We start from the raw sequence: 19,287 nt of genomic DNA, 5'->3' as shown, positions 1-19,287 counted from the left end.
CGGGGTCATTGAGGGCCGCTCCAGGCTGGAGCGGCCTTTATTACGCGGTGTTCTCGAGCGAGCGTCGGATGCGCGCCGCCAGATCGGCAAGTTCACGCCCGACAGAATCCAGCATCTCGGTTTTCAGAAGCAAGGCGGAGCCGCCGCAATTCAAGGCATAGGGCTGCGATCCGTGGAAGGTGAGCGGAACACCGACGGAATTGATCTCCTGCTTCCACTCTCCGACCGAAGTGACATAGCCATATCTCTGATATTGCTCGACCGCGACCTGCACGCCCGCCCTCATGGCAACGCCGGTCTCATCGGGAGGGCAGAGTTCGTTCAAAAGAGCCTCGCGTGCAACAGGATCGAGGCTTGCAAGATAGGCCCTCCCCATGGCGGAGGTAGCCATGCGGATATGCGAACCGACCTCAATGCCGATGTGAAGCGGGCTCTGGCCCCGGCAATGCTCGATATACACCATCGTCCGCTTGTCGGGCACGCCGATCGCGACCGAACATCCCACGCGGTCCGCAAGCGATTGCATCAACGGTCTGGCGATATCCCGCACGGCGAGGCCGCCGAGCGCCGTGAAGCCCAATGCCAGTGCCGAGACCGACAGGGAATAGCGACCAGTAATGGTGGAATAGTCGAGATAGCCGAGGCGCGTGAGCGTGTAGGTGAGTCGCGAGATCGTCGCTTTCGCGAGCCCTGTCCGCGCCGCCAGCTGTTGGTTGCTGAGGCCTGCGTCGCCGCGCTTGAAAGCCTTGAGGATGCTCAACCCGCGCGCCAGAGCGACGACGAAGCGCGGGTCGTCTTCGCGCTCCATATCCGGCTCGGCTACGAGAGTGTTTTGACGGGTCCGCATTTTGCGCCTCGTTGGAAAAGAATGCTCTATCTGCCCTTGACCAAAGGGGAGGACAAGGGAATAATTACAAAAGTGAAATTTAATTCCGAGGAACGGAATTGTCAATGGACAGCGATGTGTTTGAACAGCTCCTTGAGACCGTGGAGCGTTTCGTGCGTGAGAGACTGAGGCCGCGTGAGGCCGAGGTTGCACTGAATGACCAGGTCCCAGCCGAGATCGTTCAGGAGATGCGGGATCTGGGCCTGTTCGGTCTCACGATTCCAGAGGAATATGGCGGCCTTGCATTGACCGTATCGGAAGAGGTGCGCGTTGCTTTCCGTCTCGGTGGGACCTCGCCCGCTTTCCGCTCCGTGATCGGCACCAATAACGGCATCGGATCGCAAGGCATCATCATCGACGGTACGCCCGAGCAAAAAGCCTATTACCTGCCGCGCCTGGCAAGCGGCGAGCTTATCGGTTCCTTCTGCCTGACCGAGCCGGAGGCTGGATCGGATGCCGGTTCTCTGCGGACCTCCGCAACGCGGGAAGGCGACCATTACATCATCAACGGCACGAAGCGCTTCATCACGAATGCGCCGCAGGCCGGTGTCTTTACCGTGTTCGCCCGCACCGATCCGAAGAGCACGAACGCCTCGGGCGTGACGGCTTTCCTGGTCGATGCGAACCTGCCTGGAATCTCTCTCGGCAAGAAAGACCACAAGATGGGTCAGCAGGGCGCACATACCTGCGACGTCATCTTCGACAATGTCAAAGTGCCGGCAAGCGCCATCATCGGCGGCGAGGCGAATGTCGGAAAGGGTTTTGCGACTGCGATGAAGGTTCTCGATCGCGGCCGCCTGACCATCGGCTCGGTCTGCGTCGGAATCTCTGAGCGCCTGATCGCCGACAGCCTGGCCTATGCCATGGAGCGCAAGCAATTCGGCCGTCCCATCGTGGAGTTTCAGCTCGTTCAGGCGATGCTCGCCGATATGCGGGCGGAGAGCTATGCCGCGCGCTGCATGATCGAGGAGACGGCTCGCCGCTACGATGCGGGAGAGCCGATCCCCGCCGAGGCTGCGTGCTGCAAGATGTTCGCATCCGAGATGGTGGGGCGCGTCGCCGACAAGGCAGTGCAGATCCACGGCGGTGCCGGCTATGTGGCCGATCACGGAATCGAGCGCTTCTATCGCGATGTCCGTCTGTTTCGAATCTATGAAGGAACGACGCAGATTCAGCAGCTCGTCATCGCCCGAAACATGGCGCGCGCCGCGCGGCAGTAAATATCGACTCAAGAAACGACCTGAGAGTACGCATCCATGTCCGTTGTCCAAACAGAGCGCGTCGATGGTATTTCGATCCTCTGGATCAATAACCCGCCCGTCAACGCGCTGAACACCCAAGTCCGGACGGAATTGGTCCAGGCCGTTGAAGCAGCCAACGCCGATCCGTCCATTCTCGGCATTGTTCTGGCTTCGCGCATACTGAACTTCGTTGCCGGAGCGGACATCAAAGAATTCGGCCGCCCACCGGTCAGTCCGACGCTGCGGGATGTCATCGACATCTTCGATGCCTCGCAGAAGCCTCTCGTCGCCGCGATCAATGGTGTCGCCTTTGGTGGTGGGCTTGAAATTGCCCTGGCCTGCGATGCGCGGATCGTAACGCCTACGGCGCGCCTCGGTCTGCCGGAGGTGAAGCTCGGTCTCATTCCTGGCGCCGGCGGCACTCAGCGTCTGCCGCGCCTGATCGACGCGGCTGAAGCCTTGAAGATGATGGCGGACGGAGCGCCGAAGACCGGCGATCAGTCGCTGGCCCTCGGCCTTGCCGATGAGATCACGGAATCAGACCGCCTGATCGACGCCGCGATCTCGAAATGCCAGGCGCTCGCCCGCCAAGGCCAGCGTCGGCTCCTGCGCGATGCGAAAGTTGGGGAAGCGGGTATAGAGGCATTCGACAAAGCTGCGGCCGAGTTGAAGAAGGCGCGTCACGACGAACCGCAGATCGAGGCACTGATCGACTCGGTTCGCTCCGGTTACGGCGGCACTTTCACCGATGGCCTGAAGCGCGAGCGTGAGCACTTCGAGCAGTTGATGGCTAGTGAGCGGTCGCAGGCTCTCCGTTATGCCTTCTTCGCCGAGCGCCAGAGCGGCCAGCTGCCGGAAGGTGTCGATTCGTCCAAGGCGCTGAACGTGAAGTCCGTCGGCGTTATCGGCGGCGGCACCATGGGAACCGGCATCGCCATGGCTTTCGCCAGCAGCGGCGTCCATGTGACTATCATCGAGACAGATGCGGATGCGGCGAACCGGGCTGTCGAAAGGATCGCCGGCAATTATGAGCAGTCCCTGAAGCGGGGCCGCATATCGGAGGCGACGCGCGCGGAAATCATGGGCCGCATCAAGTCCGCCGTTTCTTATGATGCCTTGGCGGACGCCGATCTCGTGATCGAGGCGGCGTTCGAGGAAATGGACATCAAGCGTCAGATCTTCGAGGCGCTGGCAGTTGCGACGAAGCCCCAGGCCATTCTCGCCACCAATACATCCTATCTCGACGTCGACAAGATTGCCGAATCCAGCGGCCATCCGGAGCGGGTCGTCGGGATGCACTTCTTCAGCCCGGCCAATGTCATGCGGCTGGTCGAAGTGGTTCGTGGCACGCAAAGCAGTCCGGAAGCCATCGCGACCGTCGTCAAGGCAGCGCGGCGCCTCGGCAAGGTACCGGTCATTGTCGGCAATTGTCATGGCTTCGTCGGCAACCGCATGCTCGCACGGCGCAGCGAACAGGTTGACCGCCTTCTCCTCGAAGGAGCCTCGCCGGAGGATGTCGATGCGGTGTTGACCGAATTCGGCTTCAAACTCGGACCCTGCGCCATGGGCGACCTGGCGGGCCTCGACATCAGTTGGCGGATGCGCCGTGCCACGGGTAAGACCGCGCCGGTCGCCGACGCTCTCGTCGAGGCGGGCAGGCTCGGTCAGAAGTCGGGGCGCGGCTATTACGTCTATGCGGATAATGGCCGCACGAAGAACAGCGACCCCGCCGTGAGGGAACTGATCGAAAGCGTTGCGGGGGCACACGGTGTCAAGCGCCGCGAGATTTCTAAAGACGAGATCCTCGACCGCCTGATCCTGCCGATGGTCAATGAAGGTGCGCGCATCATCGAGGAAGGCATCGCGGATCGTCCGAGCGACATCGATGTGATCTGGCTCAATGGCTACGGCTTCCCGAACTGGCGGGGTGGGCCGATGTTCTATGCGCAGCAGCGCGGGCTGGCTGAAGTCGCCAGCAGGCTCGAGGCGCTTTCCAAATCCACAGGAGACACAACTCTCGCACCGGCGCCGCTGCTGCAAAAGCTCGCCGCTGAAGGAGAGGGCGCGACCTGGGGCTCGCAAGAGCGCAAGGCCGTTTAAAGTTCAGGAGAGACATGATGAATGAAGCCGTAATCGTTGCAACCTGCCGCACTCCCATCGGTAAGGCCCAGCGTGGTGCCTTCAACGACACCGCCGGTGTGGACCTCGTAGCGCCGCTGCTGCCTGAGGTGATGTCCCGTGCCAAGGTTGAAGCCGGCGATGTGGAGGAGGTCGTCCTGGGTTGCGGATATCCCGAAGGAGCAACCGGAGGAAACGTCGCGCGGGCAGCTGCTTTGCGCGCAGGATTTCCCGTCTCCTCGACCGGCGCCATGGTGAGCCGCTTCTGTGCATCGGGGCTCGAGGCTGTCGCTTATGCCGCTCGCCGGATCATGGTGGATGGCGTGCCGGTCTCGATTGCGGGCGGTGTCGAGTCGATCAGCCTCGTCGGGCCGAACGCGAACAAGAACCGGCTGCGCAACGAATGGCTGGAACAGAACATCCCCGGCATCTACATGCCGATGATCGAGACGGCGGACAACGTGGCGGCTCGCTACGGCATCAGCCGCGAACAGCAGGACGAGTATTCGCTTGAGAGCCAGAGGCGGACGGCGACGGCGCAGCAGGCTGGAATCTTCCGCGATGAAATCGTCGCGACAGAGGCGATCAAACTCGTCACTGACAAAGAGACAGGCGAGGTCCGTAAGGAAACCGTGCGGCTGACCCTCGACGAAGGCAATCGCCCGGATACGAATCTCGAAGGTCTGGCCAAGCTGAAGCCTGTGCGCGAAGGCCAGTTCATCACCGCCGGCAATGCAAGCCAGTTGTCGGATGGAGCATCCGTCAATCTGCTGATGTCGTCCAAGGAGGCCGAGAAGCGCGGTCTCGACGTGCTGGGCGTGTTTCGCGGCTTCGCATCGGCTGGATGTCAACCCGACGAGATGGGCATCGGCCCGGTCTTCGCGATCCCGCGCCTGCTGGAGCGGCACGGTCTGACCGTCGACGACATCGATCTGTGGGAGCTCAACGAGGCTTTCGCGAGTCAGGTGGTCTATTGCCGTGACAAGATCGGCATTCCCTCGGAGCGTCTCAACGTGAATGGCGGCGCCATCTCCATCGGGCATCCGTTCGGCATGAGCGGTTCGCGCATGGTCGGGCACATCCTTCTCGAAGGACGCCGCCGCCGCGCAAAGTATGGCGTCGTGACCATGTGCGTCGCCGGCGGCATGGGCTGCGCCGCGCTCATCGAATTTCAATAAGATTGGGGAGGGCGCCATGCGTCAGGTGGTCTGTAAGGAATTTGGCCCGATTGAGTCGCTCGTGGTCGAGGATGTCGATCTCCCGCCGCCGGGGCCGGGACAGGTGCGGGTCCGCGTGGAAGCTGCCGGTGTGAACTTTCCCGATACGCTGATGGTGCAGGGCAAGTATCAGGCGAAGCCGGATCGTCCATTCGTCCCCGGCACCGAATTGGCCGGCATCATCGAGGCGGTCGGCGAAGGCGTGACGGGGCTGGAGCCGGGCATGCCCGTCATCGGCATGGTCGGGCTGGGAGCATTTGCCGAAGTCGCGAACACCAAGGCATCGCGCCTGCTGCCGCGTCCGGCGAGCATGCCTGCCGTGATGGCCGCAGGCTTCTCGATGACCTATGGTACCAGCATGCATGCTCTCAGGCAGCGGGCGAACCTGCAGCCGGGGGAAACCCTTCTCGTACTCGGCGCGAGTGGAGGCGTCGGCCTTGCCGCCGTGGAAATCGGCAAGGCGATGGGCGCCACCGTGATTGCCGCCGCGAGCAGTGATGAGAAGTTGCAGGTCGCCAAGGATGCGGGCGCCGATCATCTGGTGAATTACTCGACCGAGTCCCTGAAGGACCGCGTCAAGGAGCTGACGGGCGGAAAGGGCGTCGATGTCGTCTACGATCCGGTCGGCGGCGATCTGCTGGAGGATGCCGTACGGGCGACCGCGTGGGAAGGGCGCGTGCTCGTTGTCGGTTTCGCATCCGGCACGATCCCGAAGGTGCCCGCCAATCTTCTTCTGCTGAAGGGAAGCGCGATGGTGGGCGTATTCTTCGGCACCTTCCGCGACCGCGATCCCGAGGCGAACCGCCGGAACTTCGCGGAGCTTTTCCAGTGGTATGAGGAAGGCAAGCTGCGTCCGCTGGTGAGCCAGACGATGGACCTGGCAGAGGTGGTGAAAGCCTTCAACGTTCTCACCAGCCGCAGCGCCATCGGCAAGATCGTGCTGACCACATGAGCCAGGAACTCGCTTCCAGTTACCGAAGCATCGGTTTCTTCGAATTGATCGGCCTCGAGCTTGTTCATTCAGAGAAAGGCCGCGTGACGGGCGGCCTCAAGATCGGCTCGGAGCATCGCAACCGCGCCGGGAACGTGCATGGTGGCGTGCTGTGCAGCATGATCGACTTCGCGGCCTGTGCGGCGGGGCTCCACAGCGAACCGGGAGAGCCCAAGCGCTATGGCGTGACTCTGTCCCTGACGACTCAATTCACGAAGGCGGTCAACGATGGGCGGCTGCGGGTGGAAGGGCGTATGCTCTCCGCCGGTCGCAAGAACTACAGCGCCGAGGCGCATATCTACGACGATGCCGGCGACCTCGTGGCGCATGGCATCGGAAGCTTCCAATGGCCGGCGGGCAGCCAGCCGGGCACCCAATCGATGATCTCCACCAGGGAATAGTTGCTAAAAATGTTCGAGCTCCGCGAAGACCTCAAGCCCTTGATGCGTGAACTCCTGAAGTTCATGGACGAGCATATCTATCCCAACGAGGAAGTGTATGAGCGCCAGTTGCGCTCGCAGAAGAATCTCTGGTCCGAGCCGGAGATCATGGGCGAGCTGAAAGAGAAGGCGAAGAAGCAGGGTCTCTGGAATCTCTTTCTCGTCGGGCACGAAAGCGACAGGAACCTGACGAACCTTGACTATGCCCATCTGTGCGAGGTCATGGGACGCTCGGGGCTCGCACCGGAGGTGTTCAACTGCTCGGCGCCCGATACGGGCAACATGGAAACGCTCATTCTCTACGGCACGGAAGAGCAGAAGAAGCAATGGCTCGAGCCGCTGCTCGACGGCCGCATCCGTTCCTGCTTCTCCATGACGGAGCCGGCGGTTGCATCATCCGATGCGACGAATATCCAGACCGAGATTCGGCGTGACGGCGATCATTACGTGATCAACGGCAGGAAGTGGTGGAGCACGGGCGCCATCGACGAGCGCTGCAAGATCGCCATCGTGATGGGTCGAACCGATTCCAATGCCGAGAAGCACAAGCAGCAATCCATGATCCTGGTGCCGCTCGACACGCCCGGCGTCAAGGTGGAGCGGCCCCTGCTCGTATTCGGTTATGACGACGCCCCCCACGGGCACGCCGAGATCAGCTTCGAGAACGTGCGTGTTCCGGCATCCAACATGCTGCTGGGCGAAGGCCGCGGTTTCGAGATCGCGCAAGGACGCCTCGGCCCAGGCCGCATCCACCATTGCATGCGCGCCATCGGATTGGCGGAACGTGCATTGGAGACGATGTGCCGCCGCGTTCTATCGCGCGAGGCCTTCGGGAAGCCTCTGGCCGCCCAGGGGCACCTGCGCCAGCTCATCGCGCGCTCGCGCTGCGAGATCGAGACGACGCGCCTGCTCACGCTCAAGGCGGCGCACATGATGGACACCGTGGGCAACAAGGCGGCGCGGCGCGAGATCGCCATGATCAAGGTGGTCGCCCCCGAGATGGCCTGCAACATCATCGACCGCGCGATCCAGGCCCATGGGGCGATGGGTGTCTCCCAGGACACGTTCCTCGCCTTCGCCTATGCCAAGGCGCGCACATTGCGCATCGTCGATGGGCCGGACGAGGTTCATCGTGAATCGATTGCGAAGATGGAACTGTATGCCTACCGATAGTCAGGAAGAAACCATGTTCGACGTCAGAGGCAAGGTCGCCCTCATCACCGGCGCTTCCCGTGGGATCGGGCGGGCAACCGCGATCCAGCTCGCCCAAAGCGGCGCCAAGGTGGTCATTTCGAGCCGCAAGCAGAATGCGTGCGATGCGGTCGTCGAAGAGATCAGGGCTTTCGGAGGCGAGGCCATCGCCAAGGCCTGCCATGTGGGCGACCGCACACAGGTCGAGGGCCTCATTGCTCACGTGAACGAGGTTTGGGGCGGCATCGACATTCTTGTCTGCAATGCCGCCACGAACCCGGTCTATGGGCCTGCAGCCCTGCTGACGGACGAGCTGTTCACCAAGATCATGACCGTCAACGTGCAGAGCACGGTCTGGCTCTGCAACATGGTGCTGCCGCGAATGGCGGAACGAGGCGGCGGCTCCGTCGTCATCCTCTCCTCCATCGCCTCTTTACGCGGATCGGCGACCATCGGCGCCTACGGCATGTCGAAAGCCGCAGAAGCGGCGCTTGCCCGAAACCTCGCTGTCGAATGGGGACCGAAGGGCATTCGCGTCAATGCGATCGCGCCGGGCGTGGTGAATACCGACTTCGCCAAGGAACTGGTCAACGATCCCGTCCGGCGTGCGCAGATGGAAAGCCGCACGCCGCTGAGGCGGTTCGGCGAGCCGCAGGACATCGCAGGCATCGTGCATTTCCTGGCCTCTCCCGCTTCCGCGTATATCACGGGCCAAGTGATCGTCGCCGATGGCGGCGAGACGATCAGTTAAGGGACGGGCAAAGCATGGTGAGCCTCGCTCCCGTCATTCCCGCGCACCGCTTCGATGAGAATGCGCTTAAGGCTTGGTTGACCGGTGCGGTCCCGGAGTTTCACGGCGACTTAAGCATCCGTCAGTTCCAGGGCGGCCAATCCAATCCGACCTTCCTGATCGAAGCGGATGGAAAGCGGCTCGTCCTGCGCAAGAAACCGCCGGGGCAGTTGCTGAACAAGGCGCACGATGTCGAGCGGGAGTTCCGGGTTGTCTCGGCCCTCGGACCCACTGATGTTCCCGTCGCGCGGGTCGTCGCCTTGTGCGACGATGCTGCGGTGATAGGCACTCCGTTTTATGTGATGGAGTTCGTCGAAGGGCGGATCTTCGACAATGCCGCGATGGATGGTGTTGCGCCGGATGAGCGCAGGCAGCTGCATTTCGCATCCGTGGATGCGCTCACGAAACTTCACTCGGTCGATTTCGAGGCAGTGGGCCTCGGGGATTTCGGTCCCAAGGGCGGTTACGTCGCCCGACAGGTCGAACGCTGGAGCCGCCAGTACCAATCATCGTTGAGCGCGGGCGAGTTGCCAGCGCTCACATGGCTTGCCGATTGGCTTCGTGAGCACAAGGGCGTGCCCGACGAGACCACGATTGCCCATGGCGATTTCCGCCACGGCAATCTCTGTTTTGTCGCCGACAGGCCGAAGGTCTCCGCCATCTTCGATTGGGAGCTTTCGACGCTTGGGCATCCGTTGAGCGATCTCGCTTACCTGTGCATGTCGTATCGCATCGATGCAGGCGTTCCAAATAGCCGAGGCATTCTCGGCCTCGATCTCGACGAGCTCGGTATTCCGAAGGAAGAAGAGATCGTCGAACGATACTGCACGGCCATGGGCCGCTCAGGCTTGCCGGATTGGAACGTGTTCCTGGCTTTGTCCTTCTTCCGGCTGTCGGCCATTCTTCATGGCGTGATGGCGCGTGCATTGCAGGGCAACGCGAGTGACGCCAATGCCAGACAGGTGGCGCAACGTGCGGGACTTCTTGCCGATATAGGACAGGCCATTGCGCGGCAGCATTAGATCATTCCGTCGTCTGGCCTCCAGACGACACTCTTGCAGGTAGCGGCGGATGGCATTTCTCACTGAGCCGGAACCGATGCGGGGAGTGGCGTTGCCGATAGGGCCGGGGATTTCTCGCATCGTCGCGAGCAATGCCAGCATGATGACCTATCATGGCACCAACACTTACCTGCTTGAACGCGACGACGGCTTCGTCGTGGTCGATCCCGGCCCCGATGATGAGAGCCATGTGGACGCAATCCTGAGCGCGACGCGCCGACAGGTCTCCGCCATCGTCCTCACCCACACCCATTCCGATCATTTCGGCGCAACGAACAGTCTAAAGGATCGGACGGGCGCGCCGACCTATGGGTTTCATCTCAGCGAGAAGCCCGCGTTTACGCCTGACATCCCCATTCATCACGGCGACATCGTTCTGGGAATGACCGCGCTTCATACGCCCGGACATGCCAGCGATCACTTGTGCTTCGCCCTTCCCGGCGGGACCGTGTTGACTGCGGATCATATCATGTCATGGTCGAGCAGCATCGTCTCTCCGCCAGGTGGCGACATGGCGGCGTATGTGGCGAGTCTCCATCTCATGCTGTCGCGCGACGACCGGCTCTATCTGCCGGGACATGGGCCACCGCTCGCGGACCCGAAGCCGTATGTGGAGGACCTTATCGCGTATCGCGTGAAGCGTGAGAAGGCCATTCTTCAGGCCTTGCGCAACGGTCCCGCCTCAACCTGGGATCTGGTGGATCGCCTCTATTCCAAGACCCATCCATGGCTGCGTCAGGCCGCTGAACGGAATGTCGCCGCGCATCTTCTCAAGTTGCAGGGTGAAGGACTGGTTCGGGAAGATGGAGAGCAATGGCAGGCAGCATGAGCGCTGCTCTGCGATTACGAAGGAAATCTTGTCAGTGAGTAGGCAAGATCCTCATCGGAAGCATTCAAACCACGACTGACGCAACTCGTCGGCATTGGCGAGCGAACGGCCGCAGGCGCTGAGCGCGCTCGCAACGCTGCGAACCAGCTCCGCATTCGAGCCGGCTCTCGTGCCGTCGGGAAGGTCGAGGTTGTTCTCGAATCCGACCCGTATATGCCCGCCGAGCAAGGCGCCGGTCGCCACGCAGGCCGTCTCATAGCCACCGAAGGCGCAGACCATCCAATCCTTGAAACCTGGCATGTCGGGAGCAAGGAACGGGAGCAGGTCGGCGGGATGGGATGTCTGGCCCGCAGTGTAGCGGCCGAGAACATAGAGCACCGGAATTTGCGCGAACGGCACGAGCCCGCGCTGCTGCATGCCAGCAAGGCGCATGGCCTCATCGGGCGAGTACAGGATGATCTGAGGCACAACACGCTCGCGGCGGAGCCAGGTGAGGAATTCCGCGAAAGCCGGCTCCGACGCCTCGTCGGGAGCAAGTTCGCGCAAAGCCAGGGATACCGCCTCGGGCTTCACCGCGCGCACGACGTCCATCTGGGTGTCCGGCTCATAGATGCCGAGCGCTTCGCTCGTGATCTGAACGAGAAGACGGTCGCCGACGGCCTGACGGATTGCGGCGATGGCATCGCGATAGGCCGCCGCATCGAGAAGATGGCCGCCCTCGGCATTCCGAACATGCACATGGATCATGCAGGCTCCCGCCTCAAAGCAGGCGGACGCGGTCTCCGCCAGTTCGCGCGGGGTCATCGGCAGGGCAGGGTGGTCGGCCTTGGTGCGGCGCCCCCCATTGGGAGCGACCGCGATGGCAACCGGTGGCAAGCGCTCGGGGTACCCCATAGGCTCCCTCATGTAGATCAATTGTTTCAACTTAAGACCAAATAAAACATTTGTTGCGCCATGCGTAAAGATCGCTACTCTGCCTTTCATGGATATTGCCGCCTTGGCCGATCAGATCGTCGATGCTTACGCCAGCATGCCGGTGCAATTGCAGGCGGCGGCGCGCTACGTGTTGGATCATCCGGACGACGTCGCCCTGCTCTCCATGCGCGAGCAGGCCCGGCAGGCGGGCGTGCAGCCTGCCACCATGACCCGGCTGGCGCAGAAGCTCGGCTTCAGCGGCTACGATGACGTCAAAGAGGTCCATGCCCAAACCATTCGGACGGGTGGAGCTGGATTTGCCGGCAGGGCAGGCGCCCAGGTCGCGACCCAGAAGATGAAGGGCGAGCGAGCGCTTGCCGCCGAGATGATGACTTCCCTTTCACAGCAGATCGCCCGTCTCGGCGAGGGGCCTGCTCTCGATGGGCTGGTGGAGGCGGCGGTTCTTCTGGCCGATGCCCGCCGGATTTACTGTCTCGGCCTGCGCTCGGCGCATCCCGTGGCGTGGCACCTGAGCTATGTTCTCTCCCTCATCGGTGAGAAGGCGGTGATGCTCGATGCCGTCGCGGGTATCGGCAGCGATGCCATTCGGGACGCGACAAACGACGATGTTCTCTTCGCGGTGAGCGTGGCGCCTTATTCGCGGGCGACCGTCGAGGCCGTGCATTATGCGCATGCGCAGGGCATTCCCATCGTCGCCCTGACCGACAGCCCCGTGTCGCCGCTGGCGCAGGCGGCGAGGTCCACAATCCTCATCCCCACCGACAGCCTGTCGTTCTTCCACACCATGACGCCTTGCTTCGTTGTGAGCGAAGTCCTGGCTGCCCTCATCGCCGGACGTGGCGGAGACAGGTCGCTGGAGGCGCTCAAGCGCACGGAAGACCAACTCGCCGCCTTCAACATTCACTGGTCGCCGCAGCACGGCAGGAGAAACCGATGACCCGCATCCTTCATCGCCAAATTCATGGAACCTTGCCGGTTGCCGTGGGGGGCCGAGGTGTCGAAATCTTCGATGCGGAAGGGCGTTCCTATATCGACGCATCCGGCGGTGCAGCAGTCTCCTGTCTCGGGCACGGCCATCCCGATGTGACCGCCGCCATGAAGGCGCAGGCCGATAAGCTCGCCTATGCGCATACCAGTTTCTTCACCACACAAGCGGCGGAAGAACTGGCGGATCGGCTGATCGAGGGTGCGCCGGCCGGTCTGTCGCATGTCTATTTCGTCTCGGGCGGTTCGGAGGCGGTCGAGGCGGCGCTGAAAATGGCGCGGCAATATTTCGTGGAAAGCGGAAAGCCGGAGCGCCGGAACATCATCGCGCGCCGCCAGAGCTATCACGGCAACACGCTCGGCGCGCTTGCCGCCGGCGGCAACGAATGGCGACGGGCCCAGTTCAGGCCGCTTCTCGTCGAGACCCATCACATCGACCCGTGCTTCGCCTACCGCTACCAGGAGGCCGGCGAAAGCGACGAGGCCTATGCCGCCCGCGCCGCGCAGACGCTGGAGGACAAGATCCTGGAACTCGGCCCGGACACGGTGATGGCCTTCGTGGCCGAGACCGTCGTCGGCGCCACGGCGGGGGCCGTGCCGCCGGTGGCGGATTACTTCAAGCGCATCCGCGCGATCTGCGACCGCTACGGCGTGCTTCTCATTCTGGATGAAGTCATGTGCGGCATGGGCCGCACGGGCAAGCTCCATGCCTGCGAGCAGGAGGGCATTGCGCCGGACATCATGACGATCGCGAAGGGACTCGGCGGCGGCTACCAGCCCATCGGGGCCGTGCTGCTGGGACAGCATATTTTCGATTCCTTCGCGAACGGCTCGGGCCTGTTCCAGCACGGCCACACCTATCTCGGCCATCCGATGGCCTGCGCCGCAGCGCTCGCCGTGCAGGACGTGATCCGCCGTGACGGCCTGCTGGCTAACGCTGGGATAATGGGCGCGCGCCTGCGGCAGCGGCTGGGCGACCGCTTCGGAAACCACGCGCATGTTGGGGATATCCGGGGGCGCGGGCTCTTCATGGCCATCGAGCTGGTGGGGGACCGCTCGACCAAAGCGACCTTTGACCCTAAACAGAAACTTCATGCGCGCATCAAGCGCGAGGCGATGGCTCGCGGCCTCATGGTCTATCCCATGGGCGGCACCATCGACGGAGCGCGGGGAGATCACGTTCTGCTTGCCCCGCCCTTCATCGTCGATGAAGCTGTCATCGATACGATTGTCGAGCGACTGGGAGACGCCGTGGATGCGGCGCTCGAAGGCACGAGATTGAAAGCCGCCTGATTTCTTTCGAGAAAGGGCGGCAACGGGGAGCCGATCTCCGGACTGACTTCAAGTCTGGCCCAAAGCCGGACGCAACAAGAGGGAAGACGAATGAAAGTGTTGAACAAGACCCTGCTCGGTGCCGCTGCGGCCGCATTGACCTTCACGGCCCTGCCGGCACAGGCGCAGCAGAACTTCGCCACAATCGGCACAGGCGGCGTGACCGGCGTGTATTATGCCGTCGGCGGAGCGATCTGCCGCCTTGTCAACAAGGACCGCAAGGCTCACGGCATCCGCTGCTCGGTGGAATCAACCGGCGGCTCGGCCTACAACGTCAACACCATCAAGGCGGGCGAACTCGATTTCGGCCTCACCCAGTCCGACGTGCAGTACAACTCGATGAAGGGCGTGGGCGCGTTCAAGGACAACGCCTTCGGCGACATGCGCGCGGTCTTCTCCGTGCATCCCGAGCCCTTCACGGTGCTCGCCCGCAAGGAAGCCAACGCCGCCACCTTCGACGATCTGAAGGGCAAGCGCGTGAACGTGGGCAATCCGGGCTCCGGCACCCGCGCCTCTATGGAAGAGCTGCTCGGCGCCAAGGAGTGGAAGCTCTCCGACTTTTCGCTCGCCTCCGAGCTGAAGGCCGACGAGCACGGCCCTGCGCTCTGCGACAACAAGATCGACGCCTTCTTCTATGGCGTGGGCCACCCGTCCGCGAACATCCAGGACCCGACCACTACCTGCGGCGCGAAGCTCGTGTCGATCACCGGTCCGGCCGTGGATAAGCTGCTTGCCGACAAGCCTTATTACGCCAAAGCCACGATCAAGGGCGGGCTCTACAGCAACAACCCGCAGGACGTGCAAACCTACGGTGTGCTCGCGACCGTCGTGACCTCGGCGAAGGTGCCGGATGAGACCGTCTACAATGTGACCAAGGCGGTGTTCGAGAACTTCAACGAGTTCAAGTCGCTGCATCCTGCCTTCGCCGGTCTCGACCCGGCCAAGATGGTGAAGGACGGCCTGTCCGCTCCGCTCCATCCGGGTGCTGCGAAATACTACAAGGAAAAGGGCTGGCTGAACTAAGCCGGCGCTCACGAGAAGCCTTTGAGAACGGGGGCGGCGCATGCTGCCCCCTTTGCCTTATTGAGAAGTCCGAGGACATGACCATGTCGACCACCGAGAAAGCCTCACTCGCCCCCTCCGCCGAGCTCGAACAACTCGTCGCGGAAGCCGATACGGGAGGCCGCAAGCCGACCGGTTTCACAGCCGCATTGATCACGACGGTTGCCATCGCATGGTCCTTGTTCCAGCTCTGGTATGCCTCGCCGCTGCCGTTCACGCTGGGCTTCGGCATTCTCAACGATACGGAAGCGCGAGCCATCCATCTCGGTCTCGGGCTCTTCCTGGCCTATATGGCCTATCCCGCCTTCAAGCGCTCGCCGCGCGCTTATGTTCCGCCCCTCGATTGGGTGCTGGCGCTCGCAGGCGCATTCGCGGGCGCCTATCTCTTTCTCTTCTATCGCGAGCTTGCCGCGCGTCCCGGTCAGCCGACCACGATGGATCTGGTGACGGCAGGCGCGGGCATCCTGCTGCTTCTCGAAGCCACCCGCCGTTCGCTCGGCCTGCCCATGGTCATCGTGGCACTGGTCTTCATCGGCTTCACCTTCGGCGGCCCCTACATGCCCGACGTGCTGCTGCATCGCGGCGCTTCGATATCGAAGTTTCTCCAGCATCAATGGCTGACGACGGAAGGCGTGTTCGGTATCGCGCTCGGCGTCTCCACCAGCTTTGTGTTCCTCTTTGTCCTGTTCGGCACGCTGCTCGACAAGGCGGGCGCGGGCAACTGGATGATGCAGATCTCCATCGCGCTTCTCGGCCACCTGCGCGGCGGCCCCGCGAAGGTGGCTGTTGTGTCATCCGCGCTCAACGGCGTCGTTTCCGGCTCGTCCGTGTCGAACGTGGTGTCGGGCGGCATCTTCACGATTCCGCTGATGAAGCGCACGGGCCTGTCCGGCGTGAAGGCCGGCGCCATCGAAGCCGCATCCTCCATCAACGGTCAGATCATGCCACCTGTGATGGGCGCAGCCGCGTTCCTGATGGTCGAGTATGTGGGCATTCCCTATTCGGAAATCGTCACGCATGCTTTCCTGCCCGCGATCGCATCCTATGTGGCGCTGCTCTACATCGTGCATCTCGAAGCTCTGAAGATCGGCGCGAAGCCGATCCCGCGCGAGCCCACTCCAGCGAAGACCCGTCTGCTGCGCACGGGTCTCGGCCTGTCGGGGTCCGTGGTCGTGCTCTGCCTGCTCTATTACGGCGTGCTCGGCGCGCAGGCCGCGTTCGGTGCCAGCGCTCCGTGGATCCTCGCGGCTGCGGGCGTGGTGATCTATCTCGTCACGGTCGCTTATGCGGCACGCTTCCCGGATCTCGAACTCGACGATCCCAACACTCCCATCATCAAGCTTCCGCGCGCCTGGGACGTGACGCGCACTGGCCTCGACTTCCTCATTCCGCTGGTCGTCCTTCTGTGGTGCCTGATGGTCGAGGAGATGTCGCCGGGTCTCTCGGCTTTCTGGGCGACAGTCTCGATCATCGGCATCCTGGCCACGCGCCGTCCGCTGCTCGCGCTGTTCCGCAAGGAATCGATCCCGGTGGCGGCGCGTGCTGCCGCCGCCGATCTCATGGACGGCTTCGCGCTCGGCGCGCGCAACATGATCGGCATCGCCATCGCGACGGCGACGGCAGGCATCGTCGTCGGCACGGTGACGCTCACTGGCCTCGGACTCATGATGACCGAGTTCGTGGAGTTCATCTCCGGCGGCAACGTGATCGTGATGCTGATGCTGATCGCCCTCATCAGCCTCGTGCTCGGCATGGGTATTCCGACCACCGCGAACTATATCCTGGTGGCGACCCTCATGGCGCCCGTCGTCGTGGAGCTCGGCGCGCAGGCGGGGCTCGCGATTCCGCTGATCGCGGTGCACATGTTTGTGTTCTACTTCGGCATCATGGCCGATATCACGCCACCCGTGGGCCTTGCGGCTTTCGCGGCGGCTGCGATCTCGCGCGAGGATCCCATCGCGACAGGTTTCCAGGGTGCGCTCTATTCACTGCGCACCGCGGTTCTGCCCTTCGTATTCATCTTCAACCCGGCCATGCTGCTCATCGGTATCGAGAACTGGTTCGATGCGGGCATCGTGATCGCGACCAACATGGCGGCGGTGCTGCTCTTCTCGGCCGCGACCATGAACTATTTCGCAACGAGAAGCCGCCTGTGGGAAAGCGCCGTTCTGCTGGTCGTCTGCTTTGCCCTGTTCCGTCCCGACTGGTGGGTCAACCAGGTTCATCCGGCAACCTTCGAGCTGCCTGCAACCGAACTGATGAACCAGGTCGCTCGCGCACCCGCCGATCAGCGCCTCGCCTTCGTGGTGGAGGGTATGACCATCGAGGGCGACGACGTGCGCAAGACGGTGAGCATCAATCTCGGTGAGCAGAAGCCCACGCCGCAGGAGCGCCTGCGCGCCGCCGGCATCACGGTGGCAGGTCTTGGCGACAAGCTGACCATCAGCAATGTCGGTTTCGGATCTTACGCCAAGCGCGTCGGCCTGGAGCCCGGCCACACCATCGTCAGCGTCATCCAGCCCGCACCGGGGCGGCCCTCCGCCATGTGGGTCTACATCCCGGCACTCGCGCTGGCGGGACTGATCTGGTGGCTGCAGCGGCGGAGGGCGCGGGAAGTAACGGAGAAGCTCTCGCCGGTCGCAGCCTGAAGACGGGGTTGAAGATCGGGTGCTCTGATCGCAATCACCGGCATGAAGCCGGTAACGGCGGTGAGCATCGCCGCCGAAGCATCATCCCGGACGGTAGAGCCGATCCGGGATCGCGTGAAGAATAAAAACCCGGATCTCAACGCTGTCATTCCCGCGCAGGCGGGAAGGTGGATTCACGGTTGAAGCGCAACACGGTTGAGAGCCTGTGAGAAGATCTCCTTGGGGGTGGCGAAGGCAAGACATTTTCGCGGTGTGGTGTTGTAGGCCTCCACCAACCAAGCCAGCTCTTCTTGCGAGAGCATGGCCAGATCGGCCTTGCGCGGCAGGGTTTTCCTGAGCCGTCCAATGGCATTCTCAATCCCGCCCTTCTGCCAGGGCGCATGCGGATCACAAAAGAAGGTGGGCAGGCTCAGCCGTTCGGTGAGCCGATAATGCAGGGCGAACTCGGTTCCATTGTCGAAGGTCAAGGACTGAAGCAATGCTTTGGGCCATCGTCTCAGATGGCGATGGAGCCGCTCCAGCACGGCAAGCGCTGTCTTGTTGGGCAGCCGGTCAACGATCAGCAGCCGCGACCGGCGCTCATGCAGGACGAGAACATATTGGCCATAGCGCGAGAAGGCCATGAGGTCGGCCTCCCAATGGCCTTCCACCTGACGGCTGGCCGCCTCCTGAGGCCTGTGCGCCAGGCCGAGGCGATGCTTGATGAAGCTTGCCGGCGATCCGCCGCGCAGGCCTAAGCGCCCCCGTCGGCTTTTGGCACGGGGCAGCAGGCGATGCCAGTAATCCTTCTGGGCCGAGCGGTGATAGACGAAGCGATAGATGGACTCATGGCTGATGACCCTGATCACGCGCCAGCTTGAAGCGGGCGTTCCAGCGCCGTCGTAGCAAGGCCAGGGTGTGGGCGCGTCCGCCATCATAGGAAGCGCGCCATTGTTTGGTGGGCCTGGCGTTGCGCTGCAGCTCCCGGCTGATGGTGGAAGCTGAGCGGCCTAGTCTGCTGCCAATCCAGCGCAGCGAATGGCCCGCCGTAAGCCACAGCTCAATCTTCACCCTCTCGTGCAGGCTCAAGTGCTCGTAAGTTTGTCCCATCGCAGCAACACCTTAGCAGGTGTTGCACTTCCAACGTGAACTCAGCGGACAGAGACCCCCGACGGGGCCAGACAAAGCGCGACGGCCGGAACTGCACCCACTGTGGTTTGGGTCCCCGCCTGCGCGGGGATGACAAGGAGTGCGAGTGGGACATGCAACGTTATGTTCACTCTTTGTTCTTGACAGCTGTCCTAACCTTGGCTATACCCTTCCCCAGCCTGATCCACCGAGGGGCGCGCTCGCGAGGCGTCGTGATTGTGGGATCGGGCACGGTCCTGCTGTGGGCTTCGCAAGCCCGCTGACAGGAGGCCCTCCGCTGAAAGACGCGGTGTACGCCTAAAAAAGCCGTGCGCGGGGAGCCGTCAGGTTCTCAACACAAACACACACACGAGCCGGACGCCTCCTCGCGCCCTCCCTCGACTGAACAAACCTCGGGCCACACGCCGCGAGGCCGTTCCCGCTTGCTCTTTGA

The 19,287-nt window shown here is 62.7% G+C and carries 15 protein-coding genes and 1 pseudogene; 13 read left to right on the top strand and 3 right to left on the bottom strand.

What is annotated here, in order from left to right; genetic code table 11:
- Positions 1-40 precede the first annotated feature (40 nt).
- A complete protein-coding gene (locus tag AB4Y85_RS15455) occupies positions 41-847 on the bottom strand; it encodes an IclR family transcriptional regulator (RefSeq protein WP_441985804.1) in 807 nt (268 codons plus the stop codon).
- 98 nt (positions 848-945) lie between these two features.
- On the opposite strand from AB4Y85_RS15455, the gene AB4Y85_RS15450 reads away from it, so the two are divergent.
- The 9 genes from AB4Y85_RS15450 (at position 946) to AB4Y85_RS15410 (ending at position 10,764) form a co-directional block, all read left to right on the top strand.
- Positions 946-2,106, top strand: a complete 1,161-nt coding sequence (locus AB4Y85_RS15450) for an acyl-CoA dehydrogenase family protein (RefSeq protein WP_441985803.1) — start codon at positions 946-948, stop codon at positions 2,104-2,106.
- A gap of 36 nt (positions 2,107-2,142) precedes the next feature.
- Positions 2,143-4,227, top strand: coding sequence for a 3-hydroxyacyl-CoA dehydrogenase NAD-binding domain-containing protein (locus AB4Y85_RS15445; protein WP_441985802.1), 2,085 nt, complete (start codon positions 2,143-2,145; stop codon positions 4,225-4,227).
- A 17-nt stretch (positions 4,228-4,244) separates the two neighbouring features.
- Positions 4,245-5,423 carry an acetyl-CoA C-acyltransferase gene (locus tag AB4Y85_RS15440; protein ID WP_441985801.1) on the top strand — a complete coding sequence of 393 codons (1,179 nt, stop codon included), beginning with the start codon at positions 4,245-4,247 and terminating at the stop codon, positions 5,421-5,423.
- Positions 5,424-5,439: 16 nt separating this feature from the next.
- Complete coding sequence (locus AB4Y85_RS15435) at positions 5,440-6,414, top strand: NADPH:quinone oxidoreductase family protein (RefSeq protein WP_441985800.1); 975 nt, start codon at positions 5,440-5,442, stop codon at positions 6,412-6,414.
- Entirely contained in the window at positions 6,411-6,854 is a 444-nt protein-coding gene (locus AB4Y85_RS15430) for a PaaI family thioesterase (RefSeq protein ID WP_441985799.1), read from the top strand. The genes AB4Y85_RS15435 and AB4Y85_RS15430 overlap by 4 nt, the downstream gene beginning before the upstream one ends.
- Positions 6,855-6,863: 9 nt before the next feature.
- Positions 6,864-8,066: an acyl-CoA dehydrogenase family protein gene (locus AB4Y85_RS15425; RefSeq protein ID WP_441985798.1), complete on the top strand. Its 1,203-nt coding sequence runs from the start codon at positions 6,864-6,866 to the stop codon at positions 8,064-8,066.
- Positions 8,067-8,079: 13 nt separating this feature from the next.
- Positions 8,080-8,835, top strand: a complete 756-nt coding sequence (locus tag AB4Y85_RS15420; protein ID WP_441985797.1) for an SDR family NAD(P)-dependent oxidoreductase — start codon at positions 8,080-8,082, stop codon at positions 8,833-8,835.
- Positions 8,836-8,849: 14 nt separating this feature from the next.
- Positions 8,850-9,896 carry a phosphotransferase gene (locus AB4Y85_RS15415; protein WP_441985796.1) on the top strand — a complete coding sequence of 349 codons (1,047 nt, stop codon included), beginning with the start codon at positions 8,850-8,852 and terminating at the stop codon, positions 9,894-9,896.
- Between the two features lie 139 nt (positions 9,897-10,035).
- Complete coding sequence (locus tag AB4Y85_RS15410) at positions 10,036-10,764, top strand: MBL fold metallo-hydrolase (RefSeq protein ID WP_441985795.1); 729 nt, start codon at positions 10,036-10,038, stop codon at positions 10,762-10,764.
- Between the two features lie 51 nt (positions 10,765-10,815).
- Here AB4Y85_RS15410 and AB4Y85_RS15405 read toward each other — a convergent pair whose 3' ends face one another.
- Positions 10,816-11,658 carry a 3-keto-5-aminohexanoate cleavage protein gene (locus AB4Y85_RS15405; protein ID WP_441985794.1) on the bottom strand — a complete coding sequence of 281 codons (843 nt, stop codon included), beginning with the start codon at positions 11,656-11,658 and terminating at the stop codon, positions 10,816-10,818.
- An 88-nt stretch (positions 11,659-11,746) separates the two neighbouring features.
- On the opposite strand from AB4Y85_RS15405, the gene AB4Y85_RS15400 reads away from it, so the two are divergent.
- The 4 genes from AB4Y85_RS15400 (at position 11,747) to AB4Y85_RS15385 (ending at position 17,726) form a co-directional block, all read left to right on the top strand.
- Positions 11,747-12,637 carry a MurR/RpiR family transcriptional regulator gene (locus AB4Y85_RS15400; protein WP_441985793.1) on the top strand — a complete coding sequence of 297 codons (891 nt, stop codon included), beginning with the start codon at positions 11,747-11,749 and terminating at the stop codon, positions 12,635-12,637.
- The gene (locus AB4Y85_RS15395) at positions 12,634-13,977 is read left to right on the top strand and encodes an aspartate aminotransferase family protein (protein ID WP_441985792.1); all 1,344 of its coding nucleotides are present in this window, start codon (positions 12,634-12,636) and stop codon (positions 13,975-13,977) included. The genes AB4Y85_RS15400 and AB4Y85_RS15395 overlap by 4 nt, the downstream gene beginning before the upstream one ends.
- 90 nt (positions 13,978-14,067) lie before the next feature.
- Positions 14,068-15,039, top strand: a complete 972-nt coding sequence (locus tag AB4Y85_RS15390; protein WP_441985791.1) for a TAXI family TRAP transporter solute-binding subunit — start codon at positions 14,068-14,070, stop codon at positions 15,037-15,039.
- A gap of 77 nt (positions 15,040-15,116) precedes the next feature.
- Entirely contained in the window at positions 15,117-17,726 is a 2,610-nt protein-coding gene (locus AB4Y85_RS15385) for a TRAP transporter permease (RefSeq protein ID WP_441985790.1), read from the top strand.
- A gap of 173 nt (positions 17,727-17,899) precedes the next feature.
- Here AB4Y85_RS15385 and AB4Y85_RS15380 read toward each other — a convergent pair.
- Positions 17,900-18,815 (bottom strand): annotated as a pseudogene (locus AB4Y85_RS15380) (IS30 family transposase).
- Positions 18,816-19,287 lie beyond the last annotated feature (472 nt).

The sequence above is a fragment of the Microvirga sp. 2YAF29 genome (assembly GCF_052114605.1).
Taxonomy (GTDB): domain Bacteria; phylum Pseudomonadota; class Alphaproteobacteria; order Rhizobiales; family Beijerinckiaceae; genus Microvirga.
This window is presented reverse-complemented; position numbering and strand designations above follow the sequence as displayed.

Excerpts from the sequence above, each read along its gene's own strand:
- AB4Y85_RS15455 (WP_441985804.1), bottom strand. The coding sequence starts at position 847 with ATGCGGACCCGTCAAAACACTCTCGTAGCCGAGCCGGATATGGAGCGC.
- AB4Y85_RS15445 (WP_441985802.1), top strand. The coding sequence starts at position 2,143 with ATGTCCGTTGTCCAAACAGAGCGCGTCGATGGTATTTCGATCCTCTGG.
- AB4Y85_RS15440 (WP_441985801.1), top strand. The coding sequence starts at position 4,245 with ATGAATGAAGCCGTAATCGTTGCAACCTGCCGCACTCCCATCGGTAAG.
- AB4Y85_RS15435 (WP_441985800.1), top strand. The coding sequence starts at position 5,440 with ATGCGTCAGGTGGTCTGTAAGGAATTTGGCCCGATTGAGTCGCTCGTG.
- AB4Y85_RS15430 (WP_441985799.1), top strand. The coding sequence starts at position 6,411 with ATGAGCCAGGAACTCGCTTCCAGTTACCGAAGCATCGGTTTCTTCGAA.
- AB4Y85_RS15425 (WP_441985798.1), top strand. The coding sequence starts at position 6,864 with ATGTTCGAGCTCCGCGAAGACCTCAAGCCCTTGATGCGTGAACTCCTG.
- AB4Y85_RS15420 (WP_441985797.1), top strand. The coding sequence starts at position 8,080 with ATGTTCGACGTCAGAGGCAAGGTCGCCCTCATCACCGGCGCTTCCCGT.
- AB4Y85_RS15415 (WP_441985796.1), top strand. The coding sequence starts at position 8,850 with ATGGTGAGCCTCGCTCCCGTCATTCCCGCGCACCGCTTCGATGAGAAT.
- AB4Y85_RS15410 (WP_441985795.1), top strand. The coding sequence starts at position 10,036 with ATGATGACCTATCATGGCACCAACACTTACCTGCTTGAACGCGACGAC.
- AB4Y85_RS15405 (WP_441985794.1), bottom strand. The coding sequence starts at position 11,658 with ATGGGGTACCCCGAGCGCTTGCCACCGGTTGCCATCGCGGTCGCTCCC.
- AB4Y85_RS15400 (WP_441985793.1), top strand. The coding sequence starts at position 11,747 with ATGGATATTGCCGCCTTGGCCGATCAGATCGTCGATGCTTACGCCAGC.
- AB4Y85_RS15395 (WP_441985792.1), top strand. The coding sequence starts at position 12,634 with ATGACCCGCATCCTTCATCGCCAAATTCATGGAACCTTGCCGGTTGCC.
- AB4Y85_RS15390 (WP_441985791.1), top strand. The coding sequence starts at position 14,068 with ATGAAAGTGTTGAACAAGACCCTGCTCGGTGCCGCTGCGGCCGCATTG.
- AB4Y85_RS15385 (WP_441985790.1), top strand. The coding sequence starts at position 15,117 with ATGACCATGTCGACCACCGAGAAAGCCTCACTCGCCCCCTCCGCCGAG.